Origin of the sequence: Sphingomicrobium marinum, assembly GCF_026157105.1 — a bacterium.
Lineage (GTDB): Bacteria > Pseudomonadota > Alphaproteobacteria > Sphingomonadales > Sphingomonadaceae > Sphingomicrobium > Sphingomicrobium marinum.
In genome coordinates this window covers 749,910-766,376 of record NZ_JANPVQ010000001.1, presented here as the reverse complement: position 1 = coordinate 766,376, position 16,467 = coordinate 749,910, and the positions used below count along the sequence as shown (strand labels likewise).

The window sequence follows — 16,467 nt, the reverse complement described above, 5'->3', positions numbered from 1 at the left end:
CTCACGCGAATCTGCCTAAAAGGAGGATTACGAGAAAGCTAGATGTGGATTGGCTTACCCTGGACCGCCATCGCCGCTTCCTTGATCGCTTCCGAATGCGTCGGGTGGGCGTGGCAGGTGTAGGCGATATCTTCGCTCGTCGCGCCGAATTCCATCGCCTGCGCGGCCTGTGCGATCATCGTGCCCGCGGGGACCGCGATGCACCACACGCCGACAACGCGGTCGCTCTTGGCATCGGAAATGATCTTTACCGACCCGTCGCCTTCGTGATTGGTCTTGGCGCGGCTGTTCGCCATCATCGGGAACTTGCCGACCTTCACCTCGCCATACTTCTCCTTGGCCTGCGCTTCGGTCAGGCCCACGCCCGCGATTTCGGGCCAGGTATAGACGACGTTGGGAATGATATCGTGATTCACGATCCCCGTCATGCCGGCAATATTCTCGGCCACGGCGATGCCTTCGTCCTCGGCCTTGTGGGCGAGCATCGGGCCCGGCACCACGTCGCCGATCGCCCACACGCCGTCGACTTTGGTGCGGAAGTCATGGTCGATCTCGATCTGCCCGCGCTCGTTGGTCTCTAGCCCGATCGCGTCGAGCCCCAGGCCGTCCGTATTGGGCTTGCGGCCGATCGAAACAAGCACGCAATCGGCGTCCATCGTTTCGGCATCGCCGCCCTTGGCAGGCTCGATCGTGACAGTCGCTTTGCCGCCCTTGACCTCGACACCGGTGACCTTGCTGGACAGCTTGAAGTCGATGCCCTGCTTCTTGAAGATCTTGTTGGCTTCCTTGCGGATATCGTCATCCATGCCGGGCAGGATCTGGTCGAGATATTCGACGCAGGTGACCTTTGCGCCCAGGCGGCGCCACACGCTGCCAAGCTCGAGCCCGATCACGCCGCCGCCGATGACGACCATGTGCTCGGGCACCTTGGGCAGTTCGAGCGCGCCCGTGCTGTCGACGACGATGTGATTATCATTATCGACCTCGACGCCGGGAAGCGGCGTGACCGACGAACCGGTGGCAATGACGATATCCTTGGCCGTCACGGTCTTGCCATCGACTTCTACGCTGTGTGCATCCTTAAAGCTGGCATAGCCCTCGAGCCAATCCACCTTGTTCTTCTTGAACAAAAATTCGATGCCTCCGGTCAGCCCCTTCACTGCATCGCGGCGCTGGCCGTGCATCTTGTCGAGGTTGAGCGTGGGCGAGACTTCGACACCCATGCTTTCCATCGTACCGTTGGCCGCCGCTTCGAAATATTCCGAGGCGTGGAGCATGGCTTTGGACGGGATACAGCCGACATTGAGACAGGTGCCGCCGAGCGTCTCGCGCCCTTCCGCGCACGCCGTCTTAAGCCCCAGCTGCGCCGCCCGGATCGCGGCCACATACCCGCCGGGCCCGGCACCAATCACGAGGACGTCATAATCGTAGTCAGCCATTACAGATTCCTGCCAATCGAAAAGAATTCGAGGCCCATGTAGCTATTTGGACAGCAATCGCAACCGCGAGCGTGACTCAGGCGAGTTGCGCCACAGCGCCCAATTGCTTCTCTGCCGCGAGCTGGGCGACCCGGCGTAGAATACCGAGGTTTTCGCCCAGATAATCGCGCGCCAACGCCGCATCCTGCGCGAACACCGATGCGACGTAGATATCCGCATCGAGCATGGCCTGCGTATCCAGCCGGTCGAGAATTTCCTCGTCGCTGAGCGCCGATATCGCCTCGTGAAATGCCGTCAGCGCTTCGGCAGGCAGGAAGAATGGAGATTGCGGATTATCGGGCTCCGCCTTGCGATAGTCGTTGAGCAGCATGCTCAATGGTTCGCCTGTAGCCTGTGCATTACCGGTCAGCAGGAAGTGCAATCCGTGCCAGCTTTTATCGAGGTCGATCGGCTCATCGACATGCACTTCGGTCTTGTCCGCGCGGGCCATGATCGCGTCCCAATCGAGATCGTCGGCCTCCAGCCAATCCCATGCGCCATCGACGTCCGTTACCATCGCGGCGGCATCGTCATCGGGTGCCAAACGCACTTGCCAGATCACGCCCATGGGCCATTCTCCCCTCTATGTGGGGAGCACGCTAGCCCACATATGCGGAAATGTCTCGTCTACAGGTCGATCAGCAGGCGCATCGGATCTTCGAGCGCTTCCTTGACGCGCACGAGATAGGTCACCGCCTCGCGGCCGTCGACAAGGCGATGGTCGTAGGAGAGCGCGAGATACATCATGGGGCGGATGACGACCTCGCCGTCGATCGCAACAGGGCGTTCTTCGATGCGGTGCATGCCGAGCACCGCGCTCTGCGGCGGGTTGATGATCGGGGTCGACAGAAGCGACCCGAAAATGCCGCCGTTCGAAATGGTGAAGGTGCCGCCCTGCATTTCCTCCATCGACAGCGTGCCTTCCTTGGCGCGCTTGCCGAAGTCGGCGATGGTTAGTTCGATCTCGGCAAAGCTCATCGCGTCGGCCGAACGGATCACGGGAACGACCAGGCCCTTGGGCGCGCTGACCGCGACCGAGACGTCGAGATAGTTGTGATAGACGATCTCATCGCCTTCGATCTGCGCATTGACCGCGGGCACGTCTTTGGCAGCCAGCGCGCAGGCCTTCACGAAGAAGCTCATGAAGCCGAGGCGGATGCCGTGCTTCTTGGCGAACACGTCCTTGTACTTGGCGCGCGCTTCCATGACCGCGGTCATGTCGACATCGTTGAACGTGGTCAGCAAGGCCGCCGTGTTCTGCGCATCCTTGAGACGCTTGGCGATCGTCTGGCGCATGCGCGACATCTTGACGCGCTCTTCGGTTCGCTCACCCTTTGCGGCAGCCGGCTTGGCAGCGGGTGCGGGCGCCGCCTTGGGCTCGGCCTTGGCGGCGGGGGCCGGCTTGGGTGCGGCCTTCTTGGCTTCGGCGGCAGCGATCACATCGTCCTTCGTGATGCGGCCATCCTTGCCCGTGCCCTTGATCTGCGTGGGATCGACACCGTGTTCGAGCACCGCGCGGCGCACCGCGGGCGAGAGCGTCTGAACCTTGGCGCCATCGTCGCCGCCTTCGGGCGCATCCTCGACCTGGGGGCCGGGATCCTGCGCGGGCTGCGGCTCTTCTTCGGGAGTAGGCGAAGCCTGACCGGCCGCACCGGCATCGTCACCGATCTTGGCGATCACCGCGCCGACTTCGACCGTGTCGCCTGCTTCGAACAGCTGTTCTTCCAGGATACCGGCAACCGGCGAGGGCACGTCGACCGAGACCTTGTCGGTCTCGAGGCTGGCGATCGCTTCATCGAGCGCCACTGCGTCGCCTGGCTGTTTGAGCCATTCGCCGACGGTCGCTTCGGTAATCGATTCACCCAGCGTTGGAACCTTGACCTCAGTGCCCATGCAATCCTCGTCCTTTACTTGGTCTCGGGGCTGCTATGCCCCAATGCGTCGGCAATCAAGGCCGCTTGTTGTTTCCTGTGCCTGCTGGCGAGCCCGGTTGCGGGGGAAGCCGCCGCGTCGCGGCCCGCATAAATCGGGCGCATCCCGTCATGACCGGCCTCCTTCAGGCACGCCTCGATCAGTTCTTCGACGAAGAACCAGCTACCCTGGTTTTTGGGTTCTTCCTGCGCCCAGACGCAGGTTTCGAGGTTTTTCATCTCGCTGAGGCGCTTGACCAGCGGCTCGCTGGGGAAGGGGTAAAGCTGCTCGATGCGAACGACCTGCGTGGTCTCATCGCCAGCCTCATCGCGCGCCGTCATCAGCTCGTAGCCGACCTTGCCCGAACACAGGACGAGGCGTTTTGTGTCGGCAGCCGACGGCGGGTTGAGGTCCGACTTGATGCGGAAGAAATGCCCTTCGCCCGTGAACTCGTCACGGGTCGAGGTCGCCCGCTTGTCGCGCAGCAGCGACTTGGGCGTCATGATGACCAGCGGTTTGCGGAAATCGCGCATCATCTGGCGGCGCAGCAGATGGAAATAGTTGGCGGGCGTCGTTACGTTGGCGACCTGCATATTGTCTTCCGCGCACAGCTGGAGAAAACGCTCGAGCCGTGCCGAACTATGCTCGGGCCCCTGCCCTTCATAACCGTGCGGCAGCAGCATTACGAGACCGCTGGCGCGCAGCCACTTGGCTTCGCCGCTGGCGATGAACTGGTCGATCATGATCTGCGCACCGTTGGCGAAATCGCCGAACTGCGCCTCCCACAATACAAGGCTCATCGGGTCGGTGAGCGAATAGCCATATTCGAAGCCCAGCACGCCATATTCGGACAGCGGGCTGTCGCGCACTTCAAAGCGCGGTCCCGGTACCTTCATTTCGCGCAGCGGGATGAACTTCTCGCCGGTCTTCTGGTCGACCCAGACCGCATGACGCTGCGAGAAGGTGCCGCGGCCCGAATCCTGTCCCGACAGGCGCACGCCCATGCCGTCCAAAAGAAGGCTGCCGAAGGCGAGCGCCTCGCCGGTCGCCCAGTCGATGCCCTCGCCGTCCTTGAGCATCTTCTCCTTGGCCTGCAGGATGCGTCCCAGCGTCTTGTGGGTGTCGAGCGCTTCGGGGATGTGCGTCAGCACGTCGGTGAGCATGTCATATTGCTCGTCCGACAGGCTGGTCGTGGTGTTGCGGCGCCCGGTGATCTCCTCTTTTGGCGTACGCAGGTTCGACCAGCGCCCGCCAAACCAGTCGGCCTGCTTTGGCTCATAGGCGTTGCCGGCCTCGAATTCCTCGGCGAGGTGCTCGGTAAAGTCGGCAACCGCCTTTTCGACCCATCCATCATCGATCACGCCTTCGTCGATCAGGCGCTTGGCATAAAGCTCGCTGATCGGCGGATGCTGTCGGATTTCGTCATACATCAGCGGCTGGGTGAAGCTGGGTTCATCGCCCTCGTTATGCCCGAAGCGGCGGTAGCACCACATGTCGATCACGATGTCGCGCCCGAAGGTCTGTCGATAATCGATGGCCAGCTTGCAGGCCCAAGTTACCGCTTCGGGATCGTCCGCGTTGACGTGGAGGATCGGCGCCTGGATCGATTTGGCGATATCGCTCGGATAGGGCGATGAGCGCGCGAATTGCGGCGAGGTAGTGAAGCCCACCTGGTTGTTGATCACGAAGTGGATGGTGCCGCCCGTCGCATAGCCCTGCAGCCCGCTCATCATCAGGCATTCGGCGACAATGCCCTGCCCTGCAAAGGCGGCATCGCCGTGGAGCAGGATCGGCAGCACCGTCTTGCCATGCTTGTCGCCGCGCAGCGTCATCACCGCACGGCACTTGCCGAGCACGACCGGGTTCACCGCCTCGAGATGCGAGGGGTTGGGCATGAGGCTCAAATGCACCTCGTTGCCATCGAAAGAGCGATCGCTGCTGGTGCCGAGATGGTATTTGACGTCGCCCGAGCCGCCGACTTCTTCGGGGTTTGACGCGCCGCCCGCAAATTCGTGGAAGATGGCGCGGTAGGGCTTGCCCATGACGTTAGCGAGCACGTTCAATCGCCCGCGGTGCGCCATGCCGATGGTCATTTCGGTGACGCCAGCGGCGCCGCCATATTTGATGATGGCTTCAAGCGCGGGGATGGCGCTTTCGCCGCCGTCGAGGCCGAAGCGCTTGGTGCCGACATATTTGCGGGCAAGGAATTTTTCCCACTGCTCGCCTTCGATCACTTTTTGCAGGATCGCCTGCTTGCCCTCGGGCGTGAAGTGGATCTCGGCATTCTTGCCCTCGACCCGCTCCATGATGAAACGGCGCTCCTCGAGGTCGTTGATATGCATGAATTCGATGCCCGCGGTGCCGCAATAATTGGCCTGCAGCACACCCACGATCTGCTTGATCGACGCGGTTTCAAAACCCAGCACCCCGCCCAGCCACACTTCTTCGGAGAGATCCTTGAAGCCGAAATATTCGGGCGTCAGCTCTTCGTGAAATTCATTGTGGCTGAGCCCGAGCGGATCGAGATTGGCGGCAAGGTGGCCGCGCACGCGGTAGGTGCGGATCAGCATCATCGCGCGGATCGACGCGTCGGCTGCGGCGCGTACCGCGTCCTGCCCGAGCTGCGGCTGCGCCTTGGCAATCGCTGCTTCGACCTTCTCGGGCGCCTGTTCGATTACCGCCAGCGTGGGATCGAGCCCACTGTTCGCATCATCCAGTTCGGTAATCGGCCAGTTCGGCCTGGCCCAACTCGGCCCCTCTTCGCGCTCGGTCGAAATCGCGTCCATTATTCCCAATCGTCCTGCCGACTTGTGTGCATGGTCAACATGGCAACCCCTAGCTAGGTTGCAAGTGCGAACGCTTAGAGGGATTGGCTTGGTCTGGCTAGGCCCGATGCGGTCTGGAAAGTGGCATTTTTGCAGGCTAGGGATGGCTCATGAAGACCAAAATCCTCGCTGCTGCCGCTGCCCTAGCGCTCACCGCCTGCAACGCCGCTGAAAACACTGCTCCGGCCGCCGAAAGCGGCAGTCTGGCAGAGCCTTCTTTGCCGCTGTCAATGCCCGAGGGCGGGATGGGGCCGTTCCTTGCATGCCTGCAAGACAGCAACACGGCGATCCTCAGCGCGCATCGCGGCGGCGCGGGGCCCGGTTATCCGGAAAATGCCATCGAGACGTTGGCGTGGAATGCCAGCGTCGCCCCGATGATGTTCGAGATCGACGTGCGTCAGACATCCGACGGCGAATATGTGCTGTTTCATGACGAGGAATTGCAGCAGGATACAGATGGCAGCGGCTTCCTCGCTTACCATACGCTCGAAGACCTCAAGGACGTCCGGTACAACGGCACCGATATCGGTATTTCGACGCTCGAGGAGGTCGTCGAGTGGGCGCGCGGCAAGGCGCTGCTCCAGCTCGACGTGAAGCGCGGCATAGCATTTGATCCGCTGATCGACTGGCTCGAAGAGCGCGATGCCACCGGGTTCACGCTGATCATCACCTACAATGTCGATGACGCTGCCACGGTGGAGCGCGCCAATGACGAGATCATGATCAGCGCGAGCGTCGACAATCTCGGCGACCTCGCGACGCTCAATGCGGCGGGTGTGCCCGACGAACGCATTACCGCGTGGACGGGGCTCAGCACGCCGCGCATCGATTTGTGGCGGAGGCTTGGCGAGCGGGGCATCGGCGCCAATTACGGCGCCTTCGCGACGCTTGATGAGCAGAATGCCAGCGGCGAGGCCTATCGTGCGCTGGTCGAAGCGGGGCTCGACGTCGTGTCGACCGACAAGCCGCAATTTGTCTACGATGCGCTTGAAGAGCGGCAGGATTTTGCCGCGGCCGCCACTGCTTGCATGGCGCAATAAAAAAGCCCCGGCGCGATGCCGGGGCTCTTCTAATTTCGATCGCTCGAGCGCTTAGCCCTTGAGCAGCGCCGTCAGCGTGGTGCCGAGCTCGCTCGGGCTCGGCGAAACGCGGATGCCCGCTTCTTCCATCGCCGCGATCTTGCTGTCGGCATCGCCCTTGCCGCCCGAGACGATCGCGCCGGCATGGCCCATGCGGCGGCCCGGAGGCGCGGTCTTGCCCGCGATGAAGCCGACGGTCGGCTTGCTGCGACCCTTCTTGGCCTCATCCGCGAGGAACTGCGCGGCCTGCTCTTCGGCATCGCCGCCAATTTCGCCGATCATGATGATGGATTCGGTCGCATCGTCGGCGAGGAACAGTTCGAGCACGTCGATGAAGTTGGTGCCGTTGACCGGATCGCCGCCAATGCCGACCGCAGTGGTCTGGCCAAGGCCTTCATTGGTCGTCTGGAACACGGCTTCATAGGTCAGCGTGCCCGAGCGCGATACGACGCCGACGCTGCCCTTTTTGAAGATCTTGCCCGGCATGATGCCGATCTTGCACTCTTCAGGCGTCAGCACGCCAGGGCAGTTGGGGCCGATCAGGCGGCTGTTTGAACCTTCAAGCGCGCGCTTCACCTTGACCATGTCGAGCACCGGAATGCCCTCGGTAATGGCGACGATCAGCGGCACTTCGGCGGCAATCGCTTCGAGGATCGCGTCGCCCGCGAAGGGCGGCGGCACGTAAATGACGCTAGCGTCCGCGCCGGTCGCTTCGCGCGCCTGGGCAACCGTATCGAACTGCGGCAGGCCGAGATGTTCGGTACCGCCTTTGCCCGGCGTCACACCCGCCACCATCTGCGTCCCGTAATCGAGCGCCTGCTGCGTGTGGAACGTACCGGTATTGCCCGTCATCCCCTGCGTGATGACCTTGGTATTCTTGTCGACGAGAATGCTCATTATTTGCTCTCAATTCTTTCGGCTAGCGTAACGGATCCGACCGGTCTGATGTCGAGGTAGTCCAATTCAACCGATACTAGGAAGTGTCGCCCATCACGGACGGCGTACATGACAATTCGGTTTTCAGATTCACTTACGACCATCAACGTCCCGAGCCTGTTCTCCCGCCAAGTTATCAACAACAATTCGGCGTATGCTTCGGGAGATTCGATGACAGCACTGACCGAGCAGGCTCGGATATTTTCGTCTTCCTCGATACGGACAATGTAGGGCCATTCTAGGCCGAGTTCTTCCACCGCACTTTTTTGATCAGCCAAGTTGCCCGCATTTGCGACGCAAACGGAACCCCAACGATCAACAATTTCCTGCGCTGACGGAGTCTCCAACAGCTGTTCAAGCGTCGGCCCCTGGGTTAAAAGACTCAGCCCGATTATTAACGATTTGATTGTGACCAAAGTCACGCCAAACTCTCATCCATGCCCTTGCAGGCCTCGACCAGTTCCTCGACAGCGTCGATCGAGACGCCGAGATTTTTCTTCTCGTCGTCCGACAGGTCGATTTCGACCACGTCCTCGATGCCATCGGCACCGATCATCGCAGGCACGCCGACATAGAGACCATCAACACCATATTTGCCTTCGACATAAGCGGCGCAGGGCAGGATGCGCTTCTGGTCGCCAAGATAGGCTTCGGCCATGGCGATCGCGCTGGTCGCGGGGGCATAATATGCACTGCCGGTCTTGAGGAGGCCGACGATTTCGCCGCCGCCGCCGCGGGTGCGCTGCACGATCTCGTCGATGCGCTCTTCGCTGATGCCCTTGATCTTGGCGAGGTCATTCACGGGAATGCCGTTGACCGTCGAGTAGCTCAGCACCGGCACCATCGTGTCACCATGCCCGCCGAGCACGAAGGCGTTCACATCCTTGGTCGATACGCCGAATTCCCAGGCGAGGAAGGTGGCGAAACGCGCGCTGTCGAGCACGCCCGCCATGCCCACGACCTTGTTGTGCGGCAGGCCCGAAAATTCGCGCAGCGCCCACACCATCGCGTCGAGCGGGTTGGTGATGCAGATGACGAACGCGTCGGGGCAGTTATTCTTGATGCCCTCGCCGACGGCCTTCATCACCTTCAAATTGATGCCGAGCAGGTCGTCGCGGCTCATGCCGGGCTTGCGCGGGACGCCGGCGGTGACGATCACTACATCGGCGCCGGCAATGTCGGCATAATCGTTGGTGCCCGTGATCTTGGCGTCGAACCCTTCGATCGGACCGCACTGCGACAGGTCCAAGGCCTTGCCCTGCGGTAGCCCCTCGGCGATGTCGAGGAGGACGACGTCCCCCATTTCCTTCTTGGCGGCGAGGTGGGCGAGCGTGCCGCCGATCATGCCGGAACCGATAAGGGCGATCTTCTTGCGAGCCATGGGGGTCCTTCCGTGACGAGAATGTGAGTCGCGCGGGCGCGCGAAGTATCTTGGGCACGCACCTAGCGGGGCCTCGTTAGAGAGGCAACCGCCCACAAGAGCGATTTGTGCCTAGTCGGCGCGTTTCATGACGAAAGGCACGTCATTCACGCTGCCGTCGCTTTGGCGCATGGTGACGGTGGCGGTAAAGATGTCGTCTTCCAGCACCAGGCTGAGACCCTTCATGTCGATCCGCGTGCCGGGCCCGACCGACTTGGCTTCGAAGGTGATCCACTCTTCCTTGTCTTCCCAGGCCGTGAAATCGGCGTTGAAATGCTTCACCAGCATCTCCAGCCCCTTGCCGTCGCTATCGGGGCGGATCAGCAGGATTTCATAGAAGACCGGCTGCCCGTCCCGCGCATAGCTGAAGTGGCCCACCATCTGCCCGCCCGAGGCCGGCGACCACATTTCCTCGATCTCGCCGCCCATGCCGGTACCGACCCAGCGCCCCTCGAGCCAGCTGGCCGCCGCGATAGGCTCGGCGGCCTGCGCCGTGACCATTTCGACCGATTCCCCCGTCGCCGCGCATCCCGCGATCAGCGCGAGCGATGCCGGTCCGGTTTTCCACATGGTCGTTCTCCCTGCTGCCGCCACCTTCCTACACCCTCTCAGGTGCCTGCGCCAAAGCGTTTTGCCGGCCCGATGAATCGATTGCCCTAACGCAGCGAAAAGCATGGACTGTCAGCAACAATTCAGCCGGGCGTGCGTAGCAAAGGGCAAAAGAACAGGAGTAATCCGATGAAGAACCTATTGATCCTCGCCGCTGGCACGCTGGCTTTTGCCGCGACGCCCGCTGCCGCCCAGCCCGCCCATGCCGGCAAGGGCAAACATGGCGCGCACGCGCACCAGGGCTGCCCCCCGGGTCTAGCCAAGAAGCGCAATGGCTGCCTGCCGCCGGGCCAGGCCAAGAAGCTCTATGACGTGGGCCATCGCTTCGACAGCGATTTCCGCGGCTACACGTCCTACGATCGCCTGCCGTACGATCTGCGCCGTCGTTATGACCTCGATCCGCGCAATCGCTACGTCTACGACGACAATTACCTCTATCGCGTCGACCCGACGACCCTGATCGTCCGCGAAGTGCTCGACGCCATCTTCTAAGGGGCAGTGCAACCGCCCTTCAGGAGGCCGCTTCTCCCAATGCGCGGGAGAAGCGGCCTTTTTGCTTATGCGTCCTAGTCTGCGAAACCGTGCCCGGCTTCGAGGTAAACGAGGCTCTGCATTTCTTCGAGCCGGCTGACGGTCCGCGCGAATTCGAAACTCCCATCGCCGTCGGGATACAGCCCCGCGGGTTCCGCGTCGGCGGCGGCGAGCAATTTCACGCGATGTTCGTATAGCGCATCGATCAGCGTGACGAAGCGGCTGGCCTCGTTGCGCATGTCGGGACCCATCACGGGGATGCCGACAATGATGACGGTGTGGAAATTTTGCGCGATGGCAAGGTAATCGGCCGCGCCGCGCGGTTGCCCGCAAAGACGCTTGAAGCTGAACACCGCGACGCCCTTGAGCGCCTTGGGGACATGGAGCGTGCGGCCACCCCCCACGTCCAGCTCCATGGTCGGCACTGCGTCGCGCTCGACCTCGTGATCGGTCAGGCGGAAAAAGGCATCGGACAGGGCCTCGGTAGCCTCGGGCCCATTGGGAACGTGCCACAGGTCGAGCCCCTTCATGCGATCGAGCCGATAATCGGTCGGGCCGTTCAGTTCGACAATCTGCATCTGCGCCTCGATCAGTCGGATGAAGGGCAAAAACAGCTCACGATTGAGACCGTCCTTGTAAAGATCGGACGGCGGGCGATTGGAGGTCGTGACAATCCCCACGCCCTTGTCGATCAGCGCGGTGAAGAGCCGCCCCATGATCGCCGCGTCGGCGGTATTGGTGACCTGCATCTCATCAAAGGCGAGGAAACGGGCCTCGGACGCGATCTCCTCGGCAACGCGGATCAGCGGATCGTCCTTGCCCGCATCGCGCATCACGCGCAGCCGTGCGTGCACATCGAGCATAAAGGCATGAAAGTGCACGCGGCGCTTGGGCTCGGCATCGATCGTCTCGAAAGCGAGATCCATCAGCATCGATTTGCCGCGACCCACCCCGCCCCACATGTAGACGCCGCACGGCGCCGGGGTCTCGCGCCCGAACAGGCGTGACAGAAAGCCGGTGCGCGTGGTGCCAAGATCGCCCGCAAACCGATCGAGCGCTTTGACCGCGCGCGCCTGGTCCGCGTCGGGCTGGAGTTCGCCCGCCGCGATCAGCGCCTCGTAGGCTTCACTTACGGTCGTCATCGCCCTTGCCGCGCGGATCGCGCACGCGCTTTAGCGTCCCGGTAAAGCCGTAGCACGGCGTCCCCTCCTGCTCGGCATGACCGGTCAAGAAGGCGATACCGCCCGGCGTCTGCCGCAACAGCGTGACATGCGCATCGAGTGGCACGCCCGCGCGTCCGCGATTGAGGAAGCGGGTGTGACAATCGAGCGTCACGTAATGCGCGCGCTCCATCCCGGCGACGAAACCGCCTGCAAACAGCGCCATGTCGATGAAGCTCATAACGCAGCCGCCATGAATCGACCCACCCGGATTGAGGTGCCGTTCTTCGGGGAACATGCGCACGATCGCGGTACCGGGCGCGTCGCCTGGCTTGAACACCATGTCGCCGATCTGCGCGGCAAAGCTGTCGGGATTGCGCCAGCCGCCCCACCAGAACCAGCCGTCATGATCGGGATGCGGCTCGGCACCGTCGGGAAGTGTGGGTTCGCTCATGCTTGCCGCGCTAAGCGGCCAAGGCGCGCAGCGTCAAGCCGCGCGTTCGGCGATCATCTTTTTGGTCTCGGCAATCGCCTTGGCCGGGTTGAGCCCCTTGGGGCAGGCATTGGCGCAGTTCATGATCGTATGGCAGCGATAGAGGCGATACGGATCCTCGAGCTGGTCGAGGCGTTCGCCGGTCGCTTCGTCGCGGCTGTCGGCAAGCCAGCGATACGCCGCGAGCAAGACTGCCGGGCCTAAAAACTTGTCCGAATTCCACCAGTAGCTCGGGCAGCTGGTCGAACAGCAGGCACACAGGATGCATTCGTAGAGGCCATCGAGCTTGGCGCGGTCTTCGGGCGCCTGGTTGCGTTCCTTGCCAGACGGTTCGGGCGTCTCGCTCTTCAGCCACGGCTCGATGCTCGCATATTGCGCGTAGAAATGGGTGAAATCGGGAACGAGGTCCTTGACCACTTCCATGTGCGGCAGCGGGGTGATCTGGATCGTGCCCTTATAATCTTCGATCGCGCTGGTGCAGGCGAGGCCGTTCTTGCCTTCGATGTTCATCGAGCACGACCCGCAAATGCCTTCGCGGCACGAGCGGCGGAAGGTCAGCGTCGGATCGATCTCGTTCTTGATCTTGATGATCGCGTCGAGAACCATCGGCCCGCATTTTTCCAGGTCGATCGTGTAGGTATCGTAACGCGGATTTTCGCCCGTATCCGGATCGTAGCGGTAGATCTTGAAATTCTTCAGCCGGCGACCCTCCTGGGGAGCATGCTTGACGCCTTTCTTGGGTACGCTGTTCTTGGGCAGGCTGAGTTGGGCCACGTATAATCTCCGAACTTGTCTTGGGGACGCGCTAGCAAAAGGCGCCGCGGTCTCCAAGGGGGACTTTAGAGCGCCTTCACCGCGTCGAGCACCTCTTCGACATGGCCCTTCACGCGCACCTTGGGCCAGGCCCTCACTATCTTACCGTTGCGGTCGAGCAGGAAGGTGGCGCGGTGCATGCCCATGAACTTCTTCCCGTACATCTGTTTTTCGCCCCACGTGCCGAAACCATCCGACACCTTGCCGTCCTCGTCGCTCACCAGCGGCACGGTGAGGTCGTGCTTGGCGATAAATTTTTCGTGCCGCTCTTCACTGTCTCGGCTGACACCGATTACGCGCGCGCCCTCGGCTTCGAATTCCGCCAAATGCTCGGAAAAGTCTATCGCTTCGGTGGTGCAGCCGGGCGTCATGTCCTTGGGGTAGAAATAGACCACCAGTGGCGCGCCGGGTGCATCGAGCCGGATATCGTTACCCGCAGTGGTGGTGACCTTGATCGCGGGTGCCTTGTCGCCTTCTTCAAGCATGTCGTACTTTCTCCCAGTAGTCGCTGATGCGCTGGCGCGCTTGCTGGCACGCCTCTAGCAATGCTTCCCAATCGGGATAACCCGTCACTTCGGCCAATAGGTCCCGGGACGCGCGCGCGGGCTTGTTCGTGTCGGGGGCGATGAGGCGCATCACCACCAGCATGGCGGTCAGCAGGCGATTGTCGGCGGGCAGCGAGGCCGGAGCCAGCCCCGCCTCGGCCAACTGTTCGGTTGCCCGCGCAAGGTCGGGGTCGAGGCCTTCGTGCGTAGCCAGCTGTGTCACGTGGACAGCAAACTCCAGATCGACCAACCCGCCCGCACCAAGCTTGATGTCGAAGGGACCTTTCGGCGGCTTGGCCTGCATCATTTCTGCGCGCATGGCGGCCGCGTCCTCGCGCAGTTTCGTGACATCGCGGTCCATTCCGTAAATGTCGGCCAAGATGGCACAGGCGGTTTCCTGCGCGGCTTCACTGCCGAAAATTGGACGGGCACGGCACAGCGCCAGATGCTCCCATGTCCACGCCTCGCTGCGCTGATAGGCGGCGAACGCATCCATCGACACCGCAAGGCTGCCCTTGGTCCCCTGGGGCCGCAGCCGGGTATCCACCTCGTAAAGAGGCCCCCGCGCGGTCGGCACGCTCAATGCAGCGCTGATGCGGCTTGCCAGCCGGTTATAGTAATCCGTCGGTCCTAGCGGCCGCGGGCCGTCAGATTGCTCGCCAGTCGGCATGTCGTAGAGAAAGATGATGTCGAGATCGCTGGCATGGGTCAGCGCCTCGCCGCCAAGCCGCCCGAGACCCAGGATAATCAGGCCATCGCCGTCGAACTTGCCGTGCGCGATCTCGAACTCGCGCCGGGTGCGCTCGCCCAGCGCCAGGATCGCGCCCTCGGCGACCCGCGCATAGCCTTTGGCGATATCGAGCGGATCATGCTTGCCGTCGATCAGCTGCACACCGAGGGCGAATCTTTTCTCGCCCACCATCGCGCGGACGCGGTCGAGCGCCACATCATATTCGAGCGGATCGAGCTGTTCGCCCAGCATCGCGGCGAAGGTCTCGGCATCGGGTAGCGGATCGAACATCGATCGATCGAGCAAACCGTCGAGCAGCGCCGGCCGCCGCGCCAGTTGCTGCGCAAGCGCGGGCGCAGTCGAAAGGATGCGCGCCAGGAGCCGCGCCAGCTCGGGCCGCGCCTCGAGCAGGCGATAAAAATTCACGCCGCTGGGAATACCCTCGACGATGTCGGCAAACCGGTTGAGCGCGTGCGCCGGATCGGGAGCGGCCGCGATTGCTTCGATCATCGTCGGCAACATCGCTTCGAAGGCCGATCGCGCCGCGGGCGAGCGCAGCGAGCGGGCCCGCCCGGTTCGCCATTGCGCGATCAGGCGCAGTGCCCCCTCCCGCTCCTCGAGCCCCGCCCGGGCCAATGCACGGTCGAGCTTTTCGCGATCGGTCGGCAGGACTTGCACCGCTTCGCTTGGCATGAGCTTGTTGAACCCGCCAGCGACCGCATCGACGTGCCCCCGCAACCAATCGAGCCAGCTCGACGCCTCGTTCCAGCCGGCGAGCGCAGCCACATTCTCCAGTGCCGCCTCGTCACGCGGGATCTCATGCGTCTGCTTGTCATCGACCATCTGGATGCGATGCTCGGCGGTACGCAGGCGGCGATACGCCTCGGCCAACATGGCCGCGCCGTCGCGGTCGAGATGACCCTTCTGGTTGAGCGCGACGATGCTGTCGAGCGTCGCTGCGGTGCGAAGCGTCGGATCGCGTCCGCCGTGGATCATCTGCAGGGCCTGCACCGAAAATTCGACCTCGCGGATACCGCCGCGTCCGCGCTTGAGATCGAAGCCCGGCCCGAATGTCTGCCCCGAAGCGTAATGGTCGCGCACCCTTGCCGCGATGCTCCCGATTTCTTCGATGACGCCGAAATCGAGCGCACGCCGCCACACGAACGGCTGGACCGCTTCGAGAAACTGGCTGCCAAGCAGTGCGTCGCCTGCCGCGCATCTTGCACGGATGAAAGCGGCGCGTTCCCAGCCCAAGGCCGCACTCTCGTAGTGCGATATTGCGGCTGACACCGGCAAGGCGATCGGCGTGACTTCGGACGCGGGGCGCAGGCGCAGGTCGACGCGCGCGACATACCCGTCGACGGTACGCTCCTGCAGCAACCGGACCATTTCGCGCGAAATGCGCATGGCGGCTTCCGCCGGATCGTCGCGTTCGCGCCGCGGCAGGCGTTCGGGATCGTACAGCAGGATTAAGTCGACGTCGGACGAATAATTGAGTTCGCGGCTGCCGAGCTTGCCGAGCGCGATTGCGGTGATCCCTTCGAGGGGCGCGCCCGGGACGCGTTTGTCGATCGCTGCAGCGAGTGCGCGGTCGATGGCGCGATCGGCAAAGTCGGAAAGATGGCGCGTTGCGGTCTCGAGATCGAATTCCCCCGACAGGTCACCCAACGCCACCGCAAGCGCCAGCGCATCGCGGCGTCGGCGCAATTCGACCCCCACATCGTCCTCGCTGCGCGCCAGTGCCGCAGCCACCGCTGCGTCCGCACCTTCGGACCTGAAAATTTCGACGATATCGGGCGATCTTTGCATGGCACCGCGCAGGAACGGCGCATGGGCGCGCGCGCGGCTGAGAGCGGCATCTACATCACCAGAGCGGTCCATCCTATGCCCATGCACGATTCACCGCAGTGACGAAACCATTGCCACGAAGAGTCGTT

15 protein-coding genes are annotated in these 16,467 nt (G+C 62.7%); 2 read left to right on the top strand and 13 right to left on the bottom strand.

The genetic code is table 11. The annotated features are described in order from the left end of the window. Nucleotides 1-38 precede the first annotated feature (38 nt). The 4 genes from lpdA to NUX07_RS03855 form a co-directional block, all read right to left on the bottom strand. Nucleotides 39-1,439, bottom strand: coding sequence for a dihydrolipoyl dehydrogenase (gene lpdA / locus NUX07_RS03870; protein WP_265528979.1), 1,401 nt, complete (start codon nucleotides 1,437-1,439; stop codon nucleotides 39-41). A 76-nt stretch (nucleotides 1,440-1,515) separates the two neighbouring features. Beyond that, nucleotides 1,516-2,046, bottom strand: coding sequence for a DUF1877 family protein (locus tag NUX07_RS03865; RefSeq protein ID WP_265528978.1), 531 nt, complete (start codon nucleotides 2,044-2,046; stop codon nucleotides 1,516-1,518). A 59-nt stretch (nucleotides 2,047-2,105) separates the two neighbouring features. Beyond that, nucleotides 2,106-3,371: a 2-oxoglutarate dehydrogenase complex dihydrolipoyllysine-residue succinyltransferase gene (odhB, locus tag NUX07_RS03860; RefSeq protein ID WP_265528976.1), complete on the bottom strand. Its 1,266-nt coding sequence runs from the start codon at nucleotides 3,369-3,371 to the stop codon at nucleotides 2,106-2,108. 14 nt (nucleotides 3,372-3,385) lie between these two features. Further along, entirely contained in the window at nucleotides 3,386-6,175 is a 2,790-nt protein-coding gene (locus tag NUX07_RS03855) for a 2-oxoglutarate dehydrogenase E1 component (protein ID WP_265528974.1), read from the bottom strand. Between the two features lie 149 nt (nucleotides 6,176-6,324). Here NUX07_RS03855 and NUX07_RS03850 point away from each other — a divergent pair, with 149 nt between their 5' ends. After that, nucleotides 6,325-7,254, top strand: coding sequence for a glycerophosphodiester phosphodiesterase family protein (locus tag NUX07_RS03850; protein ID WP_265528972.1), 930 nt, complete (start codon nucleotides 6,325-6,327; stop codon nucleotides 7,252-7,254). 51 nt (nucleotides 7,255-7,305) lie between these two features. On the opposite strand, the gene sucD is transcribed toward NUX07_RS03850, so the two are convergent. The 4 genes from sucD to NUX07_RS03830 all read right to left on the bottom strand — a co-directional run bounded on the left by sucD (nucleotide 7,306) and on the right by NUX07_RS03830 (nucleotide 10,219). Further along, on the bottom strand, nucleotides 7,306-8,190 hold the full coding sequence (gene sucD / locus NUX07_RS03845) for a succinate--CoA ligase subunit alpha (protein ID WP_265528970.1): 885 nt from the start codon (nucleotides 8,188-8,190) through the stop codon (nucleotides 7,306-7,308). Next, a complete protein-coding gene (locus tag NUX07_RS03840) occupies nucleotides 8,190-8,651 on the bottom strand; it encodes a hypothetical protein (protein WP_265528969.1) in 462 nt (153 codons plus the stop codon). Before NUX07_RS03840 ends, sucD begins: the two co-directional genes overlap by 1 nt. Next, nucleotides 8,648-9,610, bottom strand: a complete 963-nt coding sequence (mdh, locus tag NUX07_RS03835; protein ID WP_265528968.1) for a malate dehydrogenase — start codon at nucleotides 9,608-9,610, stop codon at nucleotides 8,648-8,650. Before mdh ends, NUX07_RS03840 begins: the two co-directional genes overlap by 4 nt. 111 nt (nucleotides 9,611-9,721) lie before the next feature. Then, nucleotides 9,722-10,219 (bottom strand): DUF6265 family protein, encoded by a 498-nt coding sequence (locus NUX07_RS03830; protein WP_265528966.1) that lies wholly within the window; start codon nucleotides 10,217-10,219, stop codon nucleotides 9,722-9,724. A gap of 168 nt (nucleotides 10,220-10,387) precedes the next feature. Here NUX07_RS03830 and NUX07_RS03825 point away from each other — a divergent pair, with 168 nt between their 5' ends. Then, nucleotides 10,388-10,750 (top strand): hypothetical protein, encoded by a 363-nt coding sequence (locus tag NUX07_RS03825; RefSeq protein ID WP_265528965.1) that lies wholly within the window; start codon nucleotides 10,388-10,390, stop codon nucleotides 10,748-10,750. A 74-nt stretch (nucleotides 10,751-10,824) separates the two neighbouring features. On the opposite strand, the gene zapE is transcribed toward NUX07_RS03825, so the two are convergent. From zapE to NUX07_RS03800, 5 genes are all read right to left on the bottom strand, one after another. Beyond that, a complete protein-coding gene (zapE, locus tag NUX07_RS03820) occupies nucleotides 10,825-11,931 on the bottom strand; it encodes a cell division protein ZapE (RefSeq protein ID WP_265528964.1) in 1,107 nt (368 codons plus the stop codon). Continuing rightward, complete coding sequence (locus tag NUX07_RS03815; RefSeq protein ID WP_265528962.1) at nucleotides 11,915-12,403, bottom strand: PaaI family thioesterase; 489 nt, start codon at nucleotides 12,401-12,403, stop codon at nucleotides 11,915-11,917. The genes zapE and NUX07_RS03815 overlap by 17 nt, the downstream gene beginning before the upstream one ends. Nucleotides 12,404-12,436: 33 nt before the next feature. Further along, a complete protein-coding gene (locus NUX07_RS03810; protein ID WP_322597185.1) occupies nucleotides 12,437-13,216 on the bottom strand; it encodes a succinate dehydrogenase iron-sulfur subunit in 780 nt (259 codons plus the stop codon). A 65-nt stretch (nucleotides 13,217-13,281) separates the two neighbouring features. After that, nucleotides 13,282-13,740: a peroxiredoxin gene (locus NUX07_RS03805; RefSeq protein ID WP_265528960.1), complete on the bottom strand. Its 459-nt coding sequence runs from the start codon at nucleotides 13,738-13,740 to the stop codon at nucleotides 13,282-13,284. Further along, the gene (locus tag NUX07_RS03800; RefSeq protein ID WP_265528958.1) at nucleotides 13,733-16,411 is read right to left on the bottom strand and encodes a bifunctional [glutamine synthetase] adenylyltransferase/[glutamine synthetase]-adenylyl-L-tyrosine phosphorylase; all 2,679 of its coding nucleotides are present in this window, start codon (nucleotides 16,409-16,411) and stop codon (nucleotides 13,733-13,735) included. The genes NUX07_RS03805 and NUX07_RS03800 overlap by 8 nt, the downstream gene beginning before the upstream one ends. Nucleotides 16,412-16,467 lie beyond the last annotated feature (56 nt).

What these genes read in the sequence shown, in the direction of transcription:
- NUX07_RS03805 (WP_265528960.1), bottom strand. Translation starts at nt 13,740, where the DNA reads ATGCTTGAAGAAGGCGACAAGGCACCCGCGATCAAGGTCACCACCACT.
- sucD (WP_265528970.1), bottom strand. Translation starts at nt 8,190, where the DNA reads ATGAGCATTCTCGTCGACAAGAATACCAAGGTCATCACGCAGGGGATG.
- NUX07_RS03815 (WP_265528962.1), bottom strand. Translation starts at nt 12,403, where the DNA reads ATGAGCGAACCCACACTTCCCGACGGTGCCGAGCCGCATCCCGATCAT.
- lpdA (WP_265528979.1), bottom strand. Translation starts at nt 1,439, where the DNA reads ATGGCTGACTACGATTATGACGTCCTCGTGATTGGTGCCGGGCCCGGC.
- mdh (WP_265528968.1), bottom strand. Translation starts at nt 9,610, where the DNA reads ATGGCTCGCAAGAAGATCGCCCTTATCGGTTCCGGCATGATCGGCGGC.
- odhB (WP_265528976.1), bottom strand. Translation starts at nt 3,371, where the DNA reads ATGGGCACTGAGGTCAAGGTTCCAACGCTGGGTGAATCGATTACCGAA.
- NUX07_RS03850 (WP_265528972.1), top strand. Translation starts at nt 6,325, where the DNA reads ATGAAGACCAAAATCCTCGCTGCTGCCGCTGCCCTAGCGCTCACCGCC.
- NUX07_RS03855 (WP_265528974.1), bottom strand. Translation starts at nt 6,175, where the DNA reads ATGGACGCGATTTCGACCGAGCGCGAAGAGGGGCCGAGTTGGGCCAGG.
- NUX07_RS03825 (WP_265528965.1), top strand. Translation starts at nt 10,388, where the DNA reads ATGAAGAACCTATTGATCCTCGCCGCTGGCACGCTGGCTTTTGCCGCG.
- zapE (WP_265528964.1), bottom strand. Translation starts at nt 11,931, where the DNA reads ATGACGACCGTAAGTGAAGCCTACGAGGCGCTGATCGCGGCGGGCGAA.
- NUX07_RS03830 (WP_265528966.1), bottom strand. Translation starts at nt 10,219, where the DNA reads ATGTGGAAAACCGGACCGGCATCGCTCGCGCTGATCGCGGGATGCGCG.
- NUX07_RS03800 (WP_265528958.1), bottom strand. Translation starts at nt 16,411, where the DNA reads ATGGACCGCTCTGGTGATGTAGATGCCGCTCTCAGCCGCGCGCGCGCC.
- NUX07_RS03865 (WP_265528978.1), bottom strand. Translation starts at nt 2,046, where the DNA reads ATGGGCGTGATCTGGCAAGTGCGTTTGGCACCCGATGACGATGCCGCC.